The 19,995-nt window shown below is 70.2% G+C and carries 18 protein-coding genes and 1 tRNA gene; 14 read left to right on the top strand and 5 right to left on the bottom strand.

Going from position 1 to position 19,995, the window contains the following annotated elements; genetic code table 11:
• The first annotated feature begins 13 nt into the window (after positions 1-13).
• The 4 genes from ACTWJ9_RS10460 (at position 14) to ACTWJ9_RS10445 (ending at position 3,564) form a co-directional block, all read left to right on the top strand.
• On the top strand, positions 14-2,224 hold the full coding sequence (locus tag ACTWJ9_RS10460) for an ATP-dependent DNA helicase UvrD2 (protein ID WP_279333963.1): 2,211 nt from the start codon (positions 14-16) through the stop codon (positions 2,222-2,224).
• A 165-nt stretch (positions 2,225-2,389) separates the two neighbouring features.
• Positions 2,390-2,704, top strand: a complete 315-nt coding sequence (locus tag ACTWJ9_RS10455; RefSeq protein WP_279333962.1) for a hypothetical protein — start codon at positions 2,390-2,392, stop codon at positions 2,702-2,704.
• 171 nt (positions 2,705-2,875) lie between these two features.
• Entirely contained in the window at positions 2,876-3,244 is a 369-nt protein-coding gene (locus ACTWJ9_RS10450) for a WhiB family transcriptional regulator (RefSeq protein WP_202277938.1), read from the top strand.
• Positions 3,241-3,564 carry a hypothetical protein gene (locus ACTWJ9_RS10445; protein WP_279333961.1) on the top strand — a complete coding sequence of 108 codons (324 nt, stop codon included), beginning with the start codon at positions 3,241-3,243 and terminating at the stop codon, positions 3,562-3,564. Before ACTWJ9_RS10450 ends, ACTWJ9_RS10445 begins: the two co-directional genes overlap by 4 nt.
• 154 nt (positions 3,565-3,718) lie before the next feature.
• Here ACTWJ9_RS10445 and ACTWJ9_RS10440 read toward each other — a convergent pair whose 3' ends face one another.
• Entirely contained in the window at positions 3,719-5,188 is a 1,470-nt protein-coding gene (locus ACTWJ9_RS10440; protein WP_279333960.1) for an ABC1 kinase family protein, read from the bottom strand.
• Complete coding sequence (locus ACTWJ9_RS10435; RefSeq protein ID WP_279333959.1) at positions 5,181-6,407, bottom strand: ThiF family adenylyltransferase; 1,227 nt, start codon at positions 6,405-6,407, stop codon at positions 5,181-5,183. The genes ACTWJ9_RS10440 and ACTWJ9_RS10435 overlap by 8 nt, the downstream gene beginning before the upstream one ends.
• A 241-nt stretch (positions 6,408-6,648) precedes the next feature.
• Here ACTWJ9_RS10435 and ACTWJ9_RS10430 point away from each other — a divergent pair, with 241 nt between their 5' ends.
• The 4 genes from ACTWJ9_RS10430 (at position 6,649) to ACTWJ9_RS10415 (ending at position 10,559) form a co-directional block, all read left to right on the top strand.
• Positions 6,649-7,272 (top strand): M48 metallopeptidase family protein, encoded by a 624-nt coding sequence (locus ACTWJ9_RS10430; protein ID WP_279333958.1) that lies wholly within the window; start codon positions 6,649-6,651, stop codon positions 7,270-7,272.
• Positions 7,273-7,381: 109 nt separating this feature from the next.
• The gene (locus ACTWJ9_RS10425) at positions 7,382-9,094 is read left to right on the top strand and encodes a TerD family protein (protein ID WP_279333957.1); all 1,713 of its coding nucleotides are present in this window, start codon (positions 7,382-7,384) and stop codon (positions 9,092-9,094) included.
• 11 nt (positions 9,095-9,105) lie between these two features.
• Positions 9,106-9,786 (top strand): AIM24 family protein, encoded by a 681-nt coding sequence (locus ACTWJ9_RS10420; RefSeq protein ID WP_279333956.1) that lies wholly within the window; start codon positions 9,106-9,108, stop codon positions 9,784-9,786.
• Positions 9,787-9,803: 17 nt separating this feature from the next.
• Positions 9,804-10,559: an AIM24 family protein gene (locus ACTWJ9_RS10415; protein ID WP_279333955.1), complete on the top strand. Its 756-nt coding sequence runs from the start codon at positions 9,804-9,806 to the stop codon at positions 10,557-10,559.
• Between the two features lie 64 nt (positions 10,560-10,623).
• Here the strand turns inward: ACTWJ9_RS10415 and ACTWJ9_RS10410 are convergent, their stop codons facing one another.
• A complete protein-coding gene (locus tag ACTWJ9_RS10410; protein ID WP_279333954.1) occupies positions 10,624-11,151 on the bottom strand; it encodes an NUDIX hydrolase in 528 nt (175 codons plus the stop codon).
• The gene (locus tag ACTWJ9_RS10405) at positions 11,148-12,617 is read right to left on the bottom strand and encodes a zinc-dependent metalloprotease (protein ID WP_279333953.1); all 1,470 of its coding nucleotides are present in this window, start codon (positions 12,615-12,617) and stop codon (positions 11,148-11,150) included. The genes ACTWJ9_RS10410 and ACTWJ9_RS10405 overlap by 4 nt, the downstream gene beginning before the upstream one ends.
• A 192-nt stretch (positions 12,618-12,809) precedes the next feature.
• Here ACTWJ9_RS10405 and ACTWJ9_RS10400 point away from each other — a divergent pair, with 192 nt between their 5' ends.
• The 4 genes from ACTWJ9_RS10400 (at position 12,810) to ACTWJ9_RS10385 (ending at position 15,956) form a co-directional block, all read left to right on the top strand.
• Positions 12,810-13,925 (top strand): SDR family oxidoreductase, encoded by a 1,116-nt coding sequence (locus ACTWJ9_RS10400; RefSeq protein ID WP_279333952.1) that lies wholly within the window; start codon positions 12,810-12,812, stop codon positions 13,923-13,925.
• Between the two features lie 64 nt (positions 13,926-13,989).
• Complete coding sequence (locus ACTWJ9_RS10395) at positions 13,990-14,448, top strand: molybdenum cofactor biosynthesis protein MoaE (protein ID WP_279333951.1); 459 nt, start codon at positions 13,990-13,992, stop codon at positions 14,446-14,448.
• Positions 14,449-14,593: 145 nt separating this feature from the next.
• Positions 14,594-14,761 carry a hypothetical protein gene (locus tag ACTWJ9_RS10390; protein ID WP_279333950.1) on the top strand — a complete coding sequence of 56 codons (168 nt, stop codon included), beginning with the start codon at positions 14,594-14,596 and terminating at the stop codon, positions 14,759-14,761.
• 100 nt (positions 14,762-14,861) lie between these two features.
• A complete protein-coding gene (locus ACTWJ9_RS10385) occupies positions 14,862-15,956 on the top strand; it encodes a YlbL family protein (RefSeq protein WP_279333949.1) in 1,095 nt (364 codons plus the stop codon).
• A gap of 55 nt (positions 15,957-16,011) precedes the next feature.
• Here ACTWJ9_RS10385 and ACTWJ9_RS10380 read toward each other — a convergent pair whose 3' ends face one another.
• Entirely contained in the window at positions 16,012-16,554 is a 543-nt protein-coding gene (locus ACTWJ9_RS10380; protein ID WP_279333948.1) for a PPA1309 family protein, read from the bottom strand.
• Positions 16,555-16,718: 164 nt separating this feature from the next.
• Between ACTWJ9_RS10380 and ACTWJ9_RS10375 the strand changes: the two genes are divergently transcribed.
• Together ACTWJ9_RS10375 and ACTWJ9_RS10370 are read left to right on the top strand one after the other, a co-directional pair.
• Positions 16,719-19,661, top strand: a complete 2,943-nt coding sequence (locus tag ACTWJ9_RS10375) for a UPF0182 family membrane protein (RefSeq protein ID WP_279337927.1) — start codon at positions 16,719-16,721, stop codon at positions 19,659-19,661.
• Positions 19,662-19,716: 55 nt separating this feature from the next.
• A tRNA-Met gene (locus tag ACTWJ9_RS10370) sits at positions 19,717-19,790 on the top strand.
• Positions 19,791-19,995: the final 205 nt, after the last annotated feature.

Here is a 19,995-nt window from a genome sequence, read left to right as displayed (position 1 = left end):
GCAGCATGGCGGTGTGACAGCAGCAACGCCCTCCCCTCTCTTCCCGCGGGTACCGGACTCGGCCGACGCGGTGCTCGAAGGGCTCGACCCCGAGCAGCGCGAGGTGGCCACCGCCCTGCACGGCCCGGTGTGTGTGCTGGCGGGCGCCGGTACCGGCAAGACCAGGGCGATCACCCACCGGATCGCCTACGGGGTGCGCGCCGGCATCCTCCATCCCTCCAGCGTGCTCGCCGTCACCTTCACCAACCGCGCCGCCGGGGAGATGCGCGGCCGGCTGCGCCAGCTCGGCGCCGCCGGGGTCCAGGCCCGCACCTTCCACTCGGCGGCGCTCCGCCAGCTCCAGTACTTCTGGCCGAAAGCGGTCGGTGGCTCCCTGCCCCGGCTGGTCGACCGGAAGGTCCAGCTCGTCGCCGACGCGGCCGCGGCCTGCCGCATCCGCCTCGACCGGGGCGAGCTGCGGGACGTCACCGCCGAGATCGAGTGGTCCAAGGTCACCCAGACCGTTCCCGCCGACTACCCGCCCGCCGCGGCCAAGGCCGCGCGTGAGGCGCCCCGCGACCCCGCCGAGATCGCGCAGCTCTACGCCGCCTACGAGGACCTCAAGCGGGAGCGCGGGGTCATCGACTTCGAGGACGTGCTGCTGCTCACCGTGGCCGTCCTGCAGGACCGGCGGGACATCGCCGAACAGGTCCGCGCCCAGTACCAGCACTTCGTCGTCGACGAGTACCAGGACGTCAGTCCGCTCCAGCAGCGGCTGCTGGAGCTCTGGCTCGGCGACCGGGAGAACCTGTGCGTGGTCGGTGACGCCAGCCAGACGATCTACTCGTTCACGGGCGCAACGCCCGACCACCTGCTCGACTTCCGCACCAGGCATCCCGGTGCCACCGTCGTGAAGCTGGTCCGTGACTACCGCTCCACCCCCCAGGTCGTCCACCTCGCCAACGGTCTGCTCGCCCAGGCGCGTGGCCGGGCCGCCGACCACCGGCTGGAACTGGTCTCCCAGCGCGGCCCGGGGCCCGAGCCGGTCTTCACCGAGTACCCCGACGAACCCGCTGAGGCCGAGGGCGCCGCGCGCCGGATCCGCGAACTGATCGACGCGGGTGTCCGGGCCAGCGGGATCGCCGTGCTGTTCCGCACGAACTCCCAGTCCGAGACCTACGAGCAGGCCCTCGCGGACGCCTCGGTGCCGTACCAGCTGCGTGGTGCCGAGCGTTTCTTCGACCGCCCGGAGGTGCGCAAGGCGGGCGTCGCCCTGCGTGGGGCGGCCCGTTTCGGCGGTAACGACAGTCTCCTCGACGACGTCGTCGACCTGCCCTCCCAGGTGCGTGCCGTGCTGTCCGGCCAGGGCTGGACGGCCCAGCCGCCGGCGGGCTCGGGTGCGGTGCGGGAGCGCTGGGAGTCGTTGGCGGCTCTGGTGAACCTCGCCCAGGACTTCGCCGCCGCCAGGCCGGGTGCGACCCTCGCCGACCTCGTCGCCGAGCTCGACGAGCGGGCCGGCGCCCAGCACGCGCCGACCGTGGAGGGCGTCACGCTCGCCTCGCTGCACTCGGCCAAGGGCCTCGAGTGGGACGTCGTCTTCCTGGTCGGTGTCGCCGAGGGGATGATGCCGATCACCTACGCAAAGACCGACGAGCAGATCGAGGAGGAGCGTCGGCTCCTTTATGTCGGTGTCACCCGGGCGCGTGAGCGTCTCCATGTCTCCTGGGCACTCTCCCGTTCGCCCGGCGGGAGGGCGAATCGCCGGGCCAGCCGCTTCCTCGACGGGTTGCGTTCCGGCTCGGCGGCCGCGGTCGGCCGGGGCGGTGCGGGAGGAGTGGGAGGTGTGGAGCGTGGTGTGTCCGGAGCGGCGGCCTCCCCCTTTGCGGCGTCGGGCCCCCGACGCGGGCAGCGCAGCCCTGCCCGGTGCCGGGTCTGCGGCCGCACCCTGACGGACGCGGGCGAGATGAAGCTGATGCGCTGTGAGGACTGCCCCTCGGACATGGACGAGGGCCTCTACGAGCGGCTGCACGACTGGCGCGGCGAGCAGGCGCGGCGCAGCGGACAGCCGGCCTTCTGCGTCTTCACGGACAAGACGCTGATGGCCATCGCCGAGGCGGTCCCCGAGGACGCGGCGGGGCTCGCCCGCATCCCCGGGGTGGGGATGCGCAAGCTGGGGCGCTACGGAACCGACGTACTGGCCATATGCGCAGGCGGGGACGGGGCGCATGGCAAGGATCAGGACTGATTCCAACTCGTCGGGAAAATAGTTTGCGCATGCCCGGGGAAGCCCCATAGGTTCTTAGGCACGGGAACGGCGGCCTTCTCACAGGCCCTGGATCCGTGTTGTACTTGCATATTCGCCGGACCGGTAGACCCCGGTCCCCTGATACGCCGAGAGGAGGCGAGTCCTGTGATCAGCATCAACACCAGCTCCGTCGTCAAAACGACCGATCGCTCGGCCGTCTCCCTGTGCATGCTCGGCGCCTCGCATCAGGGCACTGGTCTGTCCGGCATCCCTGCCGCAGGTCCGGCGTCCTTTGCTGCTCCCGCGGGTCTTTCCCTCCGTGAGCGCAATGAGCGACCGATCAAGGCACTGGAAGCGGTAGAGGCACAGGTGCAGACCTATGCCTTTGCGGCGGCCGGTGCCGGATTCCGGAAGCAGACGACACAGCACCACCTGATGTGGGCCTTCCGTGGGCCAGAACCCTGGAGTCATCCAGCCTGATGCGATCAGGCCGGCGCCTTCAGGGCCGCGGAACCCCATCCGGGATCCGCGGCCCTTCTGTTTGTCCCCGAACGGGGACGACGGACCGAAGCGCCTCGGGACAGGACAAGAACCCGGTACCAGCCGACACCCGGCCCACCGGCCGGAACGAACAGACGAGGAAGACGAACCGTGCAACTCGAAGCGCACGCCCCGTCCGTACCGCCTTCCGAAACGATCCCCAAGCCTGGCTCCACGGAGGACCCGACCTTGACTCCGCTCACCGCGCTCACCGCGCTCGACGACGCCATCGAGAACCTCGGCGTGCCCGTCCCGTGCCGTTCCTACGACCCGGAGGTCTTCTTCGCCGAGTCGCCGGCGGACGTGGAGTACGCCAAGTCCCTCTGCCGTACCTGCCCGCTGATGGAGGCCTGCCTCGCCGGTGCCAAGGAGCGGCGTGAGCCGTGGGGCGTCTGGGGCGGGGAGCTGTTCGTCCAGGGCGTCGTCGTCGCCCGGAAGCGGCCGCGTGGCCGGCCGCGCAAGAACCCGGTCACGGCATGAACACCCCAGGAACGATCGACCATCCCCTCACGCACGACCCGCAGAAGCAGGCCCCGATGATGCCGACCGCCGACGAGCCCGCAGGCTCCGCGACCGAAGACTTCACCACCAGCGGCGCGAACGACTCGCGCCAGAACAGGACCCGTGAGATGCAACTCATCCCAGAAGCCCTGGCCCGTGCGCATATGCACGAGCGGCTGCACGAGGCCGAGCGGGAGCGCCAGGCTGTACGCCTGGTGACCGCTCAGCGGATGCAGCGCCGCGCCGAGCGTGCCTCCCGGCGCGCCCGCCGCGCGCTCGCCATGGCCGTCATGCAGTAGCCGTGCAGTAGCGATTCTCCGGGCCGGCCCGTTCTTCCGATCCGGCCGACCCGGCGGTCCTTCTCCACCACGGGGGCCGGTCCGTGCCGAACGGACCGGCCCCCGTGGTGCGTTGCACCGAGCGGGCCGCGACGACGGTCGCGGCCCGCGCGTCTCACGCCTGAGCCGCCGACTTCTCCTCCGCCGACTTCTCTTCTGCCGAGGCCCCCGCGCCGTCCGCGTCCGCCGCCTCCGCGTCCGCCGTGTTCTCAGTGCTCTCCGCGCCCAGCTCCGGTTCCTCCGGCTCCGGTTCCTCCGGGAGGAACCCCGGCAGCCACTCCTGCAGTTCGTCGCGGAGCCGTACCGTCCCGCCCAACTGGCACAGCACACCGATCGTGCTCAGGGTCACCCGGTGTATCAGCAGGTACGCCGGAGGGAGGTTGAGCTGCTTGGCCAGTTGGTAGGCCGGGGAGCGGGGATCGCCGATGCGTGTGGCCTGGCCGCGCATCCAGCCACGGGTGAAGGTGAACGCCTCGACCCGCGCCGGCTCGATGATCGGCAGGAGGTACTCGAGGACCGCGTCGGGATCCAGCTCGATGGTCTCCCTGACGAACCCCTCCGCGCACAGCATCCGGTAGACGGACTCCGCCTCGCCGTCCACTGCCATCCGCAGGGCCTCGCCGATGGGGTGGGGCAGCCCGCCCGGGAGACGGTCGACCGTGCCGAAGTCCAGTACGCCCAGACGCCAGTCGTCCTCGCCGTCCGGACCGCCGGGCAGCAGACGGAAGTTGCCCGGATGAGGATCGGCGTGCAGCAGCCCGGTGCGGGCCGGTCCGGAGAACAGGAAACGGGCCAGGAGCTGACCGGCTCGGTCGCGCTGCGCTTCCGTGCCGTCCGAAATGATCTCCGACAGGGGGACGCCGTCCATCCACTCGGTGACCAGCACCTGTTCGCCCTGGTGGACCACCGCCGGTACGACGACGTCGGGGTCGTCCGTGAACTCCTCGGCGTGGGCCTGCTGAGACCGGGCCTCCAGGGCGTAGTCCAGTTCCTCCGAGACCCGGTCCTTCAGCTCGGTGATCAGCGGTTTGACGTCCATGCCGGGGATGAGCGGGCCGAGCAGGCGGGCGAACCGGCTCAGCTGGTTCAGGTCGGACAGCAGGGCCTCGCCTGCGCCCGGGTACTGGACCTTGACCGCCACCTCGCGGCCGTCGTGCCACACTCCCCGGTGCACCTGGCCGATCGAGGCCGCGGCAGCCGGCTTGTCCTCGAACTCGAGGAACAGGTCGCGCCAGTCCTCGCCGAGCCGTTCCTCCAGCACCGTGTGCACGGTACGGGTCGGCATGGGCGGGGCCGCCTCCTGAAGCTTCGTCAGCGCCGTGCGGTAGGGCCCGGCGATCTCCTCCGGCAGGGCCGACTCGAACACCGACAGGGCCTGGCCGAACTTCATCGCGCCGCCCTTGAGCTCGCCGAGCACCTTGAACAGCTGTTCCGCGGTGCGCTGCTGCAACTCCCGGCCGACGATCTCCGCGGACTCGCCCACGATCCGCTTGCCGAGCCCCCAGGTCGCCCGCCCGGCGAAGCCGAGCGGGAGCGCGGCCAGCTTGGCGGTCCGGGTGACCGCCTTCCGGGGAAGATCAGACATGCGCCCTCCAAGTCCCTGCCGGCCGCTCCGCGTCCGCCATACGGCACGACTCCTTCGACGGCCCTTGCGAGGCCATTGTCTCGTGCGCCCGGCCGTACTCGGAGGTGTGTTCCGACATGCCTTTCACCGCGTCCCCCTCCGCCGCTCCGCACGGGCAGCCGGGACGCGCCCGGACCGGCCGTGCATGCCAGTGCAGGCCCGGGAGGGATGCCTCCCAACGGGTGCCGGCGCTGGACGGAACATGGCCGTCCAGGTGAGCCAACGCATGGGCACCGGCCAGTCCGGCCACGGTCGCGGCCAGAGCCATGTCGCAGGCTCCCACCTGGCGCTGCCGTCCGGAGCGCCACTGGGCGACCATACGGGGCCAGGCCGGGTCCCGGTCGGTCCTGTTGCCCTGGAGGCAGCCCGCGCAGGCCGTCTCACCGGGCAGGACGAGCGGTCCGACGACACCGGTTCCCTCCGCCACTCCCGCGTAGAGGTGGGGTGTTCCGGAGGCCACCAGGGGCTCGGTCCCCGACGGGTCGGGTGCGTGCACGGCGACATCGTCCCGGGGAGCGAGGATCACCAGGGAGAACCCGGGATCGCCACCCACGAACGGCGACCGGGCGGTACGGCGCCGCGGTCGGTCCGGTGCGGCGCGGCGCACGGCGCGGCGGGCCGCCTCGTCCCTGCGGTCGCCGACGGCTTCGGCGGGCAGGCCGCCCGGTGCGACGTCCCAGGGCTCGACCCGCCCGATGTCACGCACGTCGACCTCACCCACGCCGGCTGCCGCCAGCAGCGCCGCCAGCATCGCGCCCACCCGGCCGGCTCCCCTCACCTGCACCCGCGCGCCGCGGCGCGCGGCGAGTCGCCCGAGCGCGTCGCCCGGTGCGGAGGTGGTCAGGGTCAGCGAGGCCAGGTCGGGGCGCAGCCGGTCGAGGACCTCCCGCTTCTCGCGCAGGGCATCGGCGGCCGGACCGCCGCCCCGGGAGTCGTCCAGGAGCCCGGCCCGCGACAGTCTGGTCACGAGCCGGTCGACATGACCGTCGGGCAGATCCATGCGCCGGCCTTCCTCCCGCAGGTGGGCGAGTCCGCGGGTGCCGTTGAGCAGGTCGAGGAAACTGCCCGTCGCCGTGTCCACCGGCCCCAGGGTCAACGCGTGCGCGGGTGTCATCCCGAACTGCACGGTGTTGAGGTCGCGCCATCCGCGCCGGAGCGCGGGTTTCACCATCGGATGCATGCCAGGTCCCCCGTATGCCCTTGATCGCTGCCGTAGTGCCGTAGTGCCGCTGAAGTTCAGTGCCGTCGACCCGCTCGTGGGGCGGTCGACGAGTGCCAGCATGCACCGCTTCGGGGAAGTGTGCGGAAAGTTGTCCACAGGGGTGAGGAATGATCCTATAAATCCTGCGCATGGTGAGGGGATCGACATCGAAGCGTCCTGGAACCGGGACTTCCCCGGGGACAGCGGGTAACGTCGGGGCGTGCCCGCCGACCCACCGCACCGCGCCGCCCCACCACAGCGCAGCACGACGAGCCAGTCGACGAACGGCTCACGGGCGAGCGCGATCGAGGTCCGCCGGAGTTCCCGCCGACGCAGAACGGTGTCCGCGTACCGCGAGGGTGATCGCACCGTCGTGCTCATTCCCGCCCGGATGTCCGAGGCGGAGGAACAGCGCTGGGTGAACGTCATGCTCGACAAGCTGGCCGCCCAGGAGAGCAGGCGGACACTCGGGCACACCGAACTGACCGAGCGGGCCGAGCGGTTGTCGGCCCAGTACTTCGACGGGCGGGCCCTGCCCCGCTCCGTGCGGTGGGTGACCAACCAGAACACGCGCTGGGGCTCGTGCACGCCGTCCGAGGGCAGCATCCGCCTGTCGCACCGGCTGCAGGGCATGCCCGAGTACGTCGTCGACTACGTCCTCTGCCACGAGCTGGCGCATCTGCTGGTGCCCGGTCACGGACCCCGTTTCTGGCGTCTGCTGGAGGCGTATCCGAAGACGGAACGGGCCCGGGGCTACCTCGAAGGCGTGGTCGCGGCCGAGCGGCTGCCGCATCCGCCCGGCACCCGCGACGAGGGAACGCCGTCCGCAGTGAGCGCACCGTAGGGGCACGCGCGTGTTGTGTACCGGGTCTGTACCGACATCGTCGGTTGTCCGGATTTGCCGTTAGCCTGGCGCGACGCACTCACATTCGGGATGGGGGACGGTCGTACGCATGGCCAGGGAATTCCAACGCGGCCACAAGGCCAGGATCAGTGATCTCACCGCTGGCACGGATCTGTACGTAGGCGTGCAGATCTCCGGCCCCGGGCTCACCTTCGACATCAGCTGCTTCGGTCTCGACGCGGACGAACGGCTCTCGGACGACCGGTACTTCGTCTTCTTCAACCAGCCGAAGTCCCCCGAGGAGTCCCTCCAGCTCCTGGGTGCGCAGGCCGGCGACACGGAATCCTTCCGGGTGACGCTGGACCGGATCCCGCAGCAGATCAAGAAGCTGTCCTTCACGGCGACGATCGACGGCGCCGGGCAGATGTCCCAGATCGGTCCCGGATACATCCGCATCGTCGCGGGCGGCGAGGAAGTGGCCCGTTACCCCTTCGACGGCTCCGAGTTCTCCACCGAGCGGGCGGTGATGCTGGGTGACTTCTACCTCAAGGACGTGTGGCGGTTCGCCGCCGTCGGTCAGGGCTTCGACGGTGGGCTCGAAGCGCTGCTGAAGAACTTCGGAGGTGAGGTGGCGGAGGAGGAGCCCGCCGCCCCGCAGCAGCCGCAGGCGAGCGGCGCCGCTCCTGGCTTCGCGCCGCCCGCGTTCGCCGTCCCCGGCACCGCCGTGCCGACTCCCGCCCCCGCGCCGGCCCCTCAGCCCGCGGCACAGGGTTTCGCCCCTCCCCCCGGCGCCACTCCGCCCCCGCCCCCGGCGCCGTCGGTGCACGCCGCGCAGACGATCGTCGCGCCCCTGAACACTCCGCCCGGGGGCTCCCCGGTGCCGCCTCCGGCTCCGGCGCCCGCGCCCTTCGGCCGGCCCGGCCAGCAGCCACCGCCCCCCGGCCCGCCGGCTCCGAGCGCCCCGCCGCCCCCCGGCTACGGCGCGCAGCCGCAGGCACCACAGGCACCCGCCCCGCCGCCCGGTTACGGCGGGCCGACACCCCCACCCGGCTACGGCCAGCCGCCGCCCGCACAGATGCCGGGTCAGGTGCCCGGCCCGCCGGCCCCCTACGGGACTCCGCAGGGCGCTCCCCCGAGCGCACCCCAGGGTGCACCGCAGGCCCCGGGTGTGCTCGGTGCGCTCCAGATGTTCAAGGAGACGCCCACCGGGCAGCGCTGGACCCAGCAGAACCAGAAGCTCGTCCGCGTCGACCTCGGCATCGGCGGTCAGCCCGTGCTGGCCCGACAGGGCAGCATGGTCCTCTACCAGGGCAAGGTCGACTTCAACTACAAGGGCGCCGGCTTCACCGGCCGGATCGTGGGCAACGCGACCGGCCAGGAGATGCAGCTGATGCGCTGCACGGGCCAGGGCCAGGTGTTCTTCGCCGAGGACGCCACGATGCTGCACCCGATCGAGCTCCAGGGCGACGCCGTGTGCGTCTCCGCCGAGAACGTCCTCGCCTTCGACGAAGGCCTCCAGTACGAGGTCCGCCGCGTCGAGGGGCACGGCATTCCCGGTGGCGCGCTGTTCACGATGCAGTTCCAGGGGACCGGCACCATCGTCGTGAAGACGCACGGCGTGCCCGTGGTGCTGCCGGTGACGCCCACCACGTTCGCCGACTGCAACGCCGTGGTCGCCTGGTCGGCCGCCTCCCAGGTGATCGTCTCCAGCCAGGTGCGAATGCGCCGCAACTCCTACCCCGGCGACACCGGGGAGAGCGTCAACCTCCAGTTCCGGGGAGCACCCGGCAACTTCATCGTCGTCCAGCCGTACGAGATCTGAGGGAGCCCGTCATGAACCAGCCACTCGCGGGCTACGCCCCCGCCCCCGTCACCGCGCGCATGGAGAACCACGGCGACCACATGCTGAAGGTCGCCCTGCAGACCGGGAACGACCTCTTCGCGCGCGTGGGGTCCATGGTCGCCTACGAGGGGTTCGTCCAGTACGAGCCGAACCCGTCGGCCGTGCGCCAGATCGCGCGGGACTGGATGACCGGGGAGGGCGCGCCGCTGATGAAGTGCTCCGGCGACGGCCTGCTCTACCTCGCCGACTACGGTGCGAACGTCGTCGTGATCAACCTCAACGGCGACGGCATCTCCGTCAACGCCACCAATCTGCTCGCCTTCGACGCCCATCTGTCGTGGGGCGTGGAGCGGGTGAAGGGCCTGGCGAAATTTGCCGGGCAGGGCCTGTGGAACACCAGGATCTCCGGGCAGGGCTGGGTCGCGCTGACCTCCCGGGGCAAGCCGATCGTCGTCGACTGCGGCGGTGGCGAGGACGAGACGTACGTCGACCCGGACGCTCTGGTCGCCTGGTCCCCGAACCTCAAGGTGAAGGGCAAGCGCAGCTTCCGGGCACAGTCGCTGATCGGCCGCGGCAGCGGCGAGGCCTACCAGATGGCGTTCTCCGGCCAGGGCATCGTCGTCGTCCAGCCCAGTGAGGACAGCACCGACCGTCTCCGGGTCCGGGGCTGAGGGGGAGCAACCACACCATGCAGAGCCCGCTTTTCGCCCACAACGACCAGCAGACCCAGGAACGCTGGAGCCTGCAGAACAAGCAGATGCTCCGGGTCGCCCTGGAGGGTCACGACGACATCCTCGCCCGCAAGGGCAGCATGATCGCCTACCAGGGACTCGTCGAGTTCGACGCCGAGTACCAGAGCCACGGTCAGGCACTCAACCGTGCGCGCACCGGTGAGGGACTGGACCTGATGCGCTGCCACGGGCAGGGCACGGTCTACCTCGCCAACCTCGCCCAGCACATCCATCTCATGGACGTGGACCATGGGGGGCTGACCGTCGACAGCAGCTATGTGCTCGCGACGGACTCCTCACTGCACCACGAGGTCATCGCCGTCGACAGCCTGTACGGCATCTCCGGCTCCGGGAAGTACCAGCTCAACATCACCGGCCAGGGCAAGGTCGCGCTGATGACCTCCGGCATGCCGCTGCTGATGCAGGTGACGCCGGACACGTACGTCAACTGCGACGCCGACGCGATCGTCGCCTGGTCCACGGGGCTGCGCGTGCAGATGCAGGCCCAGACCCACTCCTCCGGGGTGTGGCGGCGCCGCGGCAGCACCGGTGAGGGCTGGGAGCTCAGCTTCATGGGCAGCGGCTTCGTACTCGTCCAGCCCAGCGAGCTGCTGCCGCCGCAGAACGCCCAGATCGGCTCCGGCCTCGCCGCGCAGTACGGAATGGGCCAGCAGGGCGCCCGTGGACAGAACCAGGGCAACGTCTGGAGCTGAGCCTTCGGCCGGAACAGAGGTGATGAGGGGCGGCCCGTCACGGGGGGCGCCCCTCACGCGTGCGTCAGACGCCCAGTCTCGTCCGGGTCGCTTCCAGCAGACGGACGACCGACGCGTCGGCCACACCCGCCACCTCGTCGTACGGGAACCAGCGCAGGTCGAGCGACTCGTCGCTGATGGCGTGTGCGGCGTGAGGGGAGGCCACGGCCGCGTACTGGACGTCGAAGTGCCAGTGGCAGGGCGGCGGGATCGCATGCCGGTCCAGACGCACCGGTCCGCCCCTCAGGAGGGTCAGCCCCGTGATGCCCGACTCCTCGGTGGCCTCCCGCAGGGCCGCAGCCGCGAGCGAAGTGTCACCCGGCTCACAGTGACCGCCCATCTGCAGCCACATCCGCAGCTTCCGGTGCAGGGTCAGCAGCACCCGGCCGCGCTCCGGATCGACGACCAGGGCGCTCGCGGTGATGTGGCCGGCGTCGCAGGCCTTCCACATGCCGTCCTGGTGCGCGGTGAGGTGGTCGAGGTAGGTCCGGCGGAGTTCCGGCTGGTTCTCGTACCCCTTGAGTACGAGAACCGTGTCGTCGTACAGGCTCACTCGGTGCCGTCACCCTTGTCCTTGCCGGTGCCCTCGTCCGGGCCACCGCTCCTGTCCTCGTCCTTCTTCCTCAGGTCGGACTTGCCGGCCGCCTCGCCGAGCATCTTGTCCAGCTCGGAGAAATCGATCTGCTCGCGGTGCACGAAACCGTCCGGATCGTCCAGGTCGGTGGCCGTCGGCAGCATGTCCGGGTGGGCCCACAGGGCGTCCCGGCCGTCGACCCCGCGCGCGTCGGTGAGCGAGGCCCACAGGCGCGAGGCGTCGCGCAGCCGGCGCGGGCGCAGCTCCAGACCGATCAGCGTGGCGAACGTCTGCTCCGCGGGGCCGCCCGAGGCGCGCCGGCGGCGCAGCGTCTCGCGCAGCGCGTCCGCGGACGACAGCCGGGGCTTCGCCGCCGCGTGCACCACGGCGTCCACCCAGCCCTCGACGAGGGCCAGCGCCGTCTCGAGACGGGCCAGGGCGGCCTTCTGCTGAGGGGTGTCCTCCGGCTGGAACATGCCCTGCTGGAGAGCCTCCTGCAGCTGCTCCGGGTTCTGCGGGTCGAACTGGCCGACGACGTCCTCCAGCTTGGCGGTGTCGACCTTGATGCCGCGCGCGTAGCCGTCGACCGCGCCGAACAGGTGCGAGCGCAGCCACGGCACGTGAGTGAACAGGCGCTGGTGGGCGGCCTCGCGCAGGGCGAGATACAGCCGCACCTCCTCCTGCGGGACGCCCAGGTCCTTGCCGAACGCCGCGATGTTCACCGGCAGCAGCGCGGCCTTGCCGGCCGGGCCGAGCGGCAGGCCGATGTCGGAGGAGCCGACAACCTCACCGGCCAGCACGCCGACGGCCTGGCCGATCTGCGTGCCGAACATGGCGCCGCCCATCGAGCGCATCATGCCGATCAGCGGGCCCGCCATGGCCTGCATCTCCTCCGGCAGCACGTCGCCCATGGCGACCCCGACGCGCTCGGCGACCGGGTCGACGAGCTCCCGCCACGCCGGCAGGGTCGCCTCGACCCACTCCGCACGGCTCCACGCCACCGAGGAGGCCGCACCGGACGGCAGCGAGGTGGCGTCGTCCAGCCACAGGTCGGCCAGCCGGACGGCGTCGTCGACGGCCCTGCGCTCGGCGGGGCCGACGCTGGCGTCCTTCGTGCCGTCCGAAGTGCCCTGGGAGACCGTCTGGCGGGCGATCTGCTTGGCCATGTCCCAGTTCACCGGACCGCCCTCGTAGGAGAGCATCTGTCCGAGCTGCTGGAACGCGGCGCCCAGGTCGTTGGGGTTCAGGGAACCGAACATCGCGGCGAACGGATTATCGGCGCCGGGACCGCCTGGGCCGCCGAAGCCGCCGGCCCCGGGCATGCCGAAACCGAACGGGTTGGCCGGGTCCTGACCGCCACCGCTCTGCGGGTCCTTCTTCTTGCCCTCGTCGCCGTCGTCCGGCTCCTCCGGCGGAAGGCCGAATCCGAATGGGGTGTCACTCACGGGATTCCTCGGCTGGTAGGGCCACCGGTTCTTTCCGGCGGCACGGTTGCCCGACAACACCACCCAGCGTAGACACCTGAAGCGGTTCGGGCCTCGATGCTTCGCCGACAGAAAGCCTGCGGCAGGATGGATGCCACCTGGTACACATGCTTCGCATGCGCTCGTACTGAAGACAACCGCTGGAGACGCCCGGTGAGTTCCCCAGATCCGCAGGTTCGCGCAGCGCGAAACCAGTCGGCCCACCCGCCGTCCCCGCGCGGGCCCGTCGTCGCGGTCACCGGCGCCGCGACCGGTGTCGGCGCTCTGCTCACCGAGCGGCTCGCCGCCTCGGAGGAGATCAAGCAGGTCATCGCCATCGACGAGCGCCGCGGCGAGTGCGCCGAGGCGCACTGGCACATCCTGGACGTACGGGATCCGGCCATCGCGGACAAGCTGCGCGGGGCCGATGTCGTGGTCCATCTGGCACTCGACCTCGACCTGGAGACCGACGCCGCCGCCCGAACGGCCTACAACGTCCGGGGGACGCAGACCGTGCTGACGGCCGCCGCGGCGGCCGGGGTGCGCCGGGTGGTGCTGTGCACCTCGACGATGGTCTACGGGGCGCTCCCGGACAACGAGCTGCCGCTGTCCGAGGACGCGGAACTGCGGGCCACGGCCGAGGCCACCGGCGTGGGCGATCTCCTGGAGATCGAGCGGCTCGCGCGCCGGGCGCCCCGCGCGCACCCCGGGCTCAATGTCACGGTGGTCCGGCCCGCTGTGCTGGTGGGAGGCACCGACACCGCGCTGACCAGGTACTTCGAGTCACCGCGACTGCTCGTGGTGGCCGGCTCGCGGCCCGCGTGGCAGTTCTGCCACGTCGATGATCTGTGCAGCGCCCTGGAGTACGCGGTCCGGGAGGAGGTCGAGGGCGAGCTGGCCGTCGGGTGCGACGGATGGCTGGAGCAGGAGGAGGTCGAGGAGCTCAGCGGCATCCGGCGGATGGAGCTGCCGTCGGCGGTCGCGCTGGGCGCGGCGGCACGGCTGCACCGGATCGGGCTGACCCCGTCCCCGGCCGGGGACCTGGCGTACACGATGCACCCCTGGGTGGTCAGCGGGAGCAGGCTGCACGACGCGGGGTGGCGGCCCGCCCACACCAACGAGGAGGTGCTGGCCGAACTGCTCGAGGAGGTCTCCGGCCGGCACACGGTCGCCGGGCGGCGGCTCGGCCGCAAGGACGCGACGGCGGCGGGCGCCGCGGGAGCGACGGTGGCTCTGCTGGGCGCGGCCGCGGTGGTGCGGCGGGCGCGGAAGACCCGCCGGCGGATCTGACGGATCCGGGAACGGGGCGGTGGGGCTGTTCCGTACCGGCGTGGGCGTGCGGCACGATGGGGGCATGGCATCCACGAATGATCACCCCGGTGAGCAGGCGGCACAGGATCCGATCAAGCTGATCGCGATCCGGGACGCACCACTGTCCGTGGACGAGATCTTCCGGGCCGTCGGCGATGACGCGGCCGGCGGGACGGCGCTGTTCGTGGGGACCGTGCGCAATCACGACGGCGGGACCGACGTCGACGCGCTGGGATATGCGTGCCATCCGAGCGCCGAGGACGAGATGCGGCGGATCGCCGAGAAGGTCGCCGCGGAGTATCCCGTGCGGGCGCTGGCCGCCGTGCATCGGGTGGGGGACCTCCGGGTCGGGGATCTGGCCGTCGTCGTCGGCGTGTCGTGCCCGCACCGGGGCGAGGCCTTCGAGGCCTGCCGGAAGCTGATCGACGACCTCAAGCACGAGGTGCCCATCTGGAAGCACCAGAAGTTCTCGGACGGAACAGAGGAATGGGTCGGCGTGTAGCGCCGTCGTCGGGGTGGTGGGCGGGTCGGCGCGTGGCGTCGTCACTCCGGTTGCGTAACCACCCCCCGGGTATGAGCGTTATCACTGCGGATGGTTAATCTGCTGATCATTCAGTCGCGGACGCTCATGGGGTTGGGAGGTCGGCATGGCCGCTCTTGCCTGGTTGCTGATTCCGTTGCTGACCGCGGTCGGCGCGGGAGTGTGGGGGAGCTGGGCCAACCGCACGCGCAGAGCGCGGAGCGACGGCCCCGAGCTCGTCGGGTACGCCCGCTTTCGCGAAGCCATGGAGAAGCCCCGGTCCTCGGGTGACTGAGGACCGGGAACCGCAGGTCACCGACGTGCGACGAGGTCAGGGACGCCCGGTCGGGCGGCCCTGACGGTGCGCTGACAGCCCCGTCCCGTACTGTCGGTGCATGCCACGCCGCACCGCGACGATGCTCGCCTCCACCCTGATGCTGATCGCACTCCTGTGCGCGGGTGTGTTCCTTCCCGTGCCGTACTCGGAGATGTCCCCGGGGCCGACGGTGAACACTCTGGGCGATCACGACGGCGAGCCGGTGCTGCACATCGAAGGGCGCAAGACCTATCCGACCGACGGCCACCTCAACATGACCACGGTGCGGGTCACGAGTGCCGACTACCGGATGAACCTGGTCGAGGCCGTCTACGGATGGCTCGCGCACGACAACAAGGTCGTGCCGCACGACACGCTCTACCCCGACGGCAAGACGGAGGAGCAGTCCACCCAGGAGAACGCCGAGGAGTTCAGCCAGTCCCAGGAGAGCGCCAAGGTCGCGGCGCTGAAGGCGCTCGACGTCCCGGTGAAGTCCTGGGTGATCGTCGCCAGTGTCGTCAAGGGATCCCCCGCCGAGGGCAAGCTGCACGCCGGCGACGTGATCAAGAGCGTCGACGGCAGCGCGGTGCGCAAGCCGGCCGACGTCGCCGAACTCGTGACCGAGCACAAGCCCGGCGACGACGTCGAATTCACGATCGTGCCCGCCAAGGAGCAGGCCGCCGCCGAGAAGGAGAACCGGACGCCGACGCGGACCGAGAAGGTCACGATCACCACTGCGGCCTCCGACGACGCGGGAGGCAAACGCGCCATAGTCGGAATCGCCGCCGGGACCGACCACACCTTCCCGTTCAGCATCGACATCAAGCTCGCTGACGTCGGTGGGCCGAGTGCCGGTCTGATGTTCGCACTCGGCATCTACGACAAGCTCACCCCGGGCAGCCTGACCGGCGGCGCGTTCGTCGCCGGCACCGGCACGATCGACGACGCTGGCAAGGTGGGGCCGATCGGCGGGATCCAGATGAAGACGGTCGGCGCGCGCGCCAAGGGCGCCCGGTACTTCCTCACGCCCGCGGACAACTGTGCGGCGGCCGCCGAGGACACCCCCGAAGGTCTCACCCTCATCAAGGTGGACACCATCGACGACGCCCTCGAAGCGATGCAGGACCTCGGCTCCGGCGACACCGCGGACCTGCCGACGTGCACGGCTTCCTGACCGCGCGAGCACGCCTGCTGCCCGCGCGGTCATGCTTCTCGCCGTCCCGTACGGGCTACTCCGCGAACGTCGCCGACAGCGCCTCCGCCAGGCCCGGCACCAGGGCGGACCCGGTGAGGACCTCCGTGGGCGAGTCCTTCTCCCGCAGCCGCAGTGCGGAATCACGGGTACCGTCGCGCAGGACCGCGACCGTCATACGGACCTCCTGGCGCTCCGGGTGCTTCGCCACCCACGCCGCCAGCGCGGCCTCGTCCAGATCCTGCGGGACCTGGGCCTCCGCGGACGGCGGCAGCATCAGACGTTCCACGGTCAGGGCGCAGCCGGCCACCGAGCCGGGCCAGGCGATGGTGCCCAGGAACTCGTCGAGCGGTTTGCCCGTCGGAATCTCGTCCTGTTCGATCGGGGTGAGGGCGGTGTTCTCCTGCTCGTCGCCCAGACCGAGCCGGTCCGCCAGCGAGGGCTGTTCGGCACGGAGCCGTGCGGTGTCTACGAGGGCGAAGAGACGGGCAGGCTGGTCCCAGCCGAGGCCGGAGACGTACTCGTCGATCTCGAGTACGGCCCGGGTGAGCGGGTTCGCCGCCATGGGTGTGTTGGACATGGTCACAATCCTCTCTCGTTCAGGACCGGAATCGGGAACTGAGTAAAGGGTGAGTAAGTTGCATAGGTGTGGGCCCGCGAATGCGCGGGTCCGCACACGGTCCACGAACTCGCGGACCTGACGAATCAACAGCGAACTTCGAGGTGCCTACCTTGGCTTTCCAGATGCCGGACCGTGGCGGAGGCCCGACAGGGCCACGGATGAGAGTGGGCCGCCCGTCCCGGCGGGTCCGGACCCTGCTCATGACCCTGGGCGTCCTGGCCGTCCTTCTCATGGTGTTCACCATGTTCGCGGGGTTCTGGACTGACTGGTTGTGGTACCGCTCGGTCGATTACTCGTCGGTGTTCACGACGACCCTGTGGACCAAGATCGGACTCTTCTTCGTCTTCGGCCTGCTGATGGCCTTCGCGGTCGGCTTCAACGTCTGGCTGGCGCACCGGATGCGGCCGCCGCTGAGTGCCATGTCGTTGGAGCAGCAGAACCTCGACCGGTACCGGATGGGGATCGCGCCGTACAAGAAGTGGCTGCTGCTCGGCGTCACCGCACTGGTGGGGCTGATCGCCGGCGCCTCGGCGTCGAGCCAGTGGCGGACCTGGCTGATGTGGGTCAACGGTGTGCCGTTCGGCCAGAAGGACCCGCAGTTCAAGCTGGACGTCGCGTTCTACGCCTTCGACCTGCCCTGGTACCGGTTCATGCTCGGGTTCGGCTTCGCCGCCGCGATCCTGTCGCTGATCGCCGCCGGGCTGACGCACTACCTGTACGGCGGGCTGCGGGTCACCAGCCCCGGCGCGCGGGCCACGGCGGCCGCCACCGGGCACCTGTCGGTGCTCCTGGGCATCTTCGTCACCCTGAAGGCGGTCGCGTACTGGCTCGACCGGTACGGCCTGGCGGTCAAGTCCAGCGACTTCAAGGCGACCGACAACTGGACCGGTCTGCGGTACGTCGACGCCAACGCCTACCTGCCGGCCAAGACGATCCTGTTCTGCATCGCCGTGATCTGCGCGCTGCTGTTCTTCGCCACCCTGTGGCGGCGCACGTGGCAGCTGCCCGTGATCGGCTTCGGCCTGATGGTGCTGTCGGCGATCCTCATCGGCGGCCTGTACCCGGCGATCGTGCAGAAGTTCCAGGTCCAGCCGAACGAGCAGGCCAAGGAAGCGCCGTACGTCGAGAAGAACCTCAAGGCGACGCGTGAGGCCTACGGCATCGCCGACGCCCAGGTCGACGAGTACCCGGGGACCAGCCAGACCGAGGACAAGACCAAGCTCCGGGACCAGGTCTCCGAGACGGCGAGCATCCGGATCATGGACCCGAACATCGTCTCGCCGACGTTCCAGCAGCTCCAGCAGATCAGGAACTACTACGCGTTCCCGACCAACCTGGACGTGGACCGCTACCCCGATCCCGAGACCGGCGCCGAGCAGGACACCGTCATCGGTCTGCGCGAGATCAACCTCAGCGGCATCCCCAAGCGGAACTGGATCAACGACCACTTCCGGTACACCCACGGATACGGTGCCGTCGCAGCCAAGGGCACCAGCGCCGACGACGGCCGTCCGGTGTTCACCGAGTCCGACCTGCCCTCCAAGGGTGACCTCGGCACGTACGAGCAGCGCATCTACTACGGCGAGCGGACGACGACGTACTCGATCGTCGGCGGTCCCCAGAAGGAGATCGACTACTCCGACGACAGCGGCGAGAAGACGACCAGCTACGAGGGCGACAGCGGCGTCAACCTGGCCAACCCGGTCAACCGGGCGGCCTACGCCGCGGCGTTCAGCGAGCCGCAGATCCTGTACTCCGGTGCCATCGGTGAGGGCTCGCGGATCCTGTACAACCGCACGCCCAAGGAGCGCGTCGAGGCGGTCGCCCCGTGGCTGACCATCGACGGCGACGCCTACCCCGCGGTGGTGGACGGCCGGATCCAGTGGATCGTCGACGCCTACACGACCACCAACGGCTATCCGTACGCGTCGCGCACGACGCTCGGTGACACCACGGCCGACTCGCTGACCGCCACCAACGACAACCGCGCGGTGGTGGCCCAGGAGAACCGGGTCAACTACATCCGCAACTCGGTGAAGGCGACCGTCGACGCGTACAGCGGCGAGGTCAAGCTCTTCCAGTGGGACACCAAGGATCCCGTCCTGAAGACGTGGATGAAGGCGTTCCCGGGCACGGTGGAGCCGAAAAGCGAGATCTCCCAGGGCCTGATGGACCACCTGCGGTATCCGCAGGACCTGTTCAAGGTGCAGCGCGAACTGCTGACCCGCTACCACGTGAAGGACGCCACCACGTTCCTCAGTGGCAGCGAGGTGTGGCAGGTGCCGGCCGACCCGACGAACAAGACGGGCGACGCGGTACCGCCGTACTACCAGAGCATGAAGATGCCCGACCAGAAGGAACAGGCCTTCTCGCTCACCACGACGTTCACTCCGAACGGCCGTGACAACCTCAGTGCCTTCATGGCGGTCGACGCCGAGGCGGGCAGCGAGGGGTACGGCAAGATCAGAGTCCTGAAGCTGCCGACGAGCACCACGGCCGCCGGACCCAAGCAGGTCCAGAGCCAGTTCAACTCCGAACAGGACATCGCCGAGTCGATCAGGCTGCTGAGAGGCGGCGACTCCGAGGTCGAGTACGGCAACCTGCTGGCCGTCCCGCTCGACGGCGGACTGCTGTACGTGGAGCCGGTCTACGTACGCGGTGGTGGACTCAAGTACCCGCTGCTGCGGAAGGTGCTGGTGACCTACGGAGGCCAGACGGCCTTCGAGGACACGCTGGAGCAGGCTCTCGACAAGGTCTTCGGGACCGAGGGGTCGGCCAACGAGCAGCCGCCGGGCCGGAACGAAGGCACGCAGCAGCCGCCGACGTCCGAGGTCCCGTCGGTCCAAGCGGCCCTGAACGATGCCCAGGATGCCTTCGAGGCCGGTCAGGAAGCCCTGAAGAAGAACGACTGGGAGGCCTACGGCAAGGCGCAGAAGGATCTCGAGGAGGCCCTGCGCCGGGCTGAGAAGGCCCAGTCCGCGGAGGGCGGGGGCGGCGGCTCCGGCGGAGGCGGTTCGGACGCCTCGGAGAGCAGTCCCAGCCCCGACCCGAGCCCGAGCAGTTAGCAAGCGGCCTGGTCAAAGGCCCACCCCGCGCCGTGGTACGGTTGCAACACAACGGCGCGGGGTGGAGCAGCTCGGTAGCTCGCTGGGCTCATAACCCAGAGGTCGCAGGTTCAAATCCTGTCCCCGCTACTGAAGTCGCGATGAGGCGACATCAAAGGCCCGGATTCCTTGAGGAATCCGGGCCTTTGTGGTGTGCGAACGCATGTGCCGAGCCCGGCGACGGCCGCGCCGGCGGCGGGAGTTGGCCGATCTGTGTTTGACTTGTCTCTCTGTGGGCATGTCGACAAAACGCTGAAGTGACCTCACTGACTGCGGCATGTCAGGTGTACCCAGG

It is taken from the genome of Streptomyces sp. GDS52 (genome assembly GCF_052246875.1).
GTDB lineage: Bacteria > Actinomycetota > Actinomycetes > Streptomycetales > Streptomycetaceae > Streptomyces > Streptomyces cathayae.
Note: the sequence above shows the minus strand (reverse complement) of the source record. Positions and strands in the feature narration are given on the sequence as shown.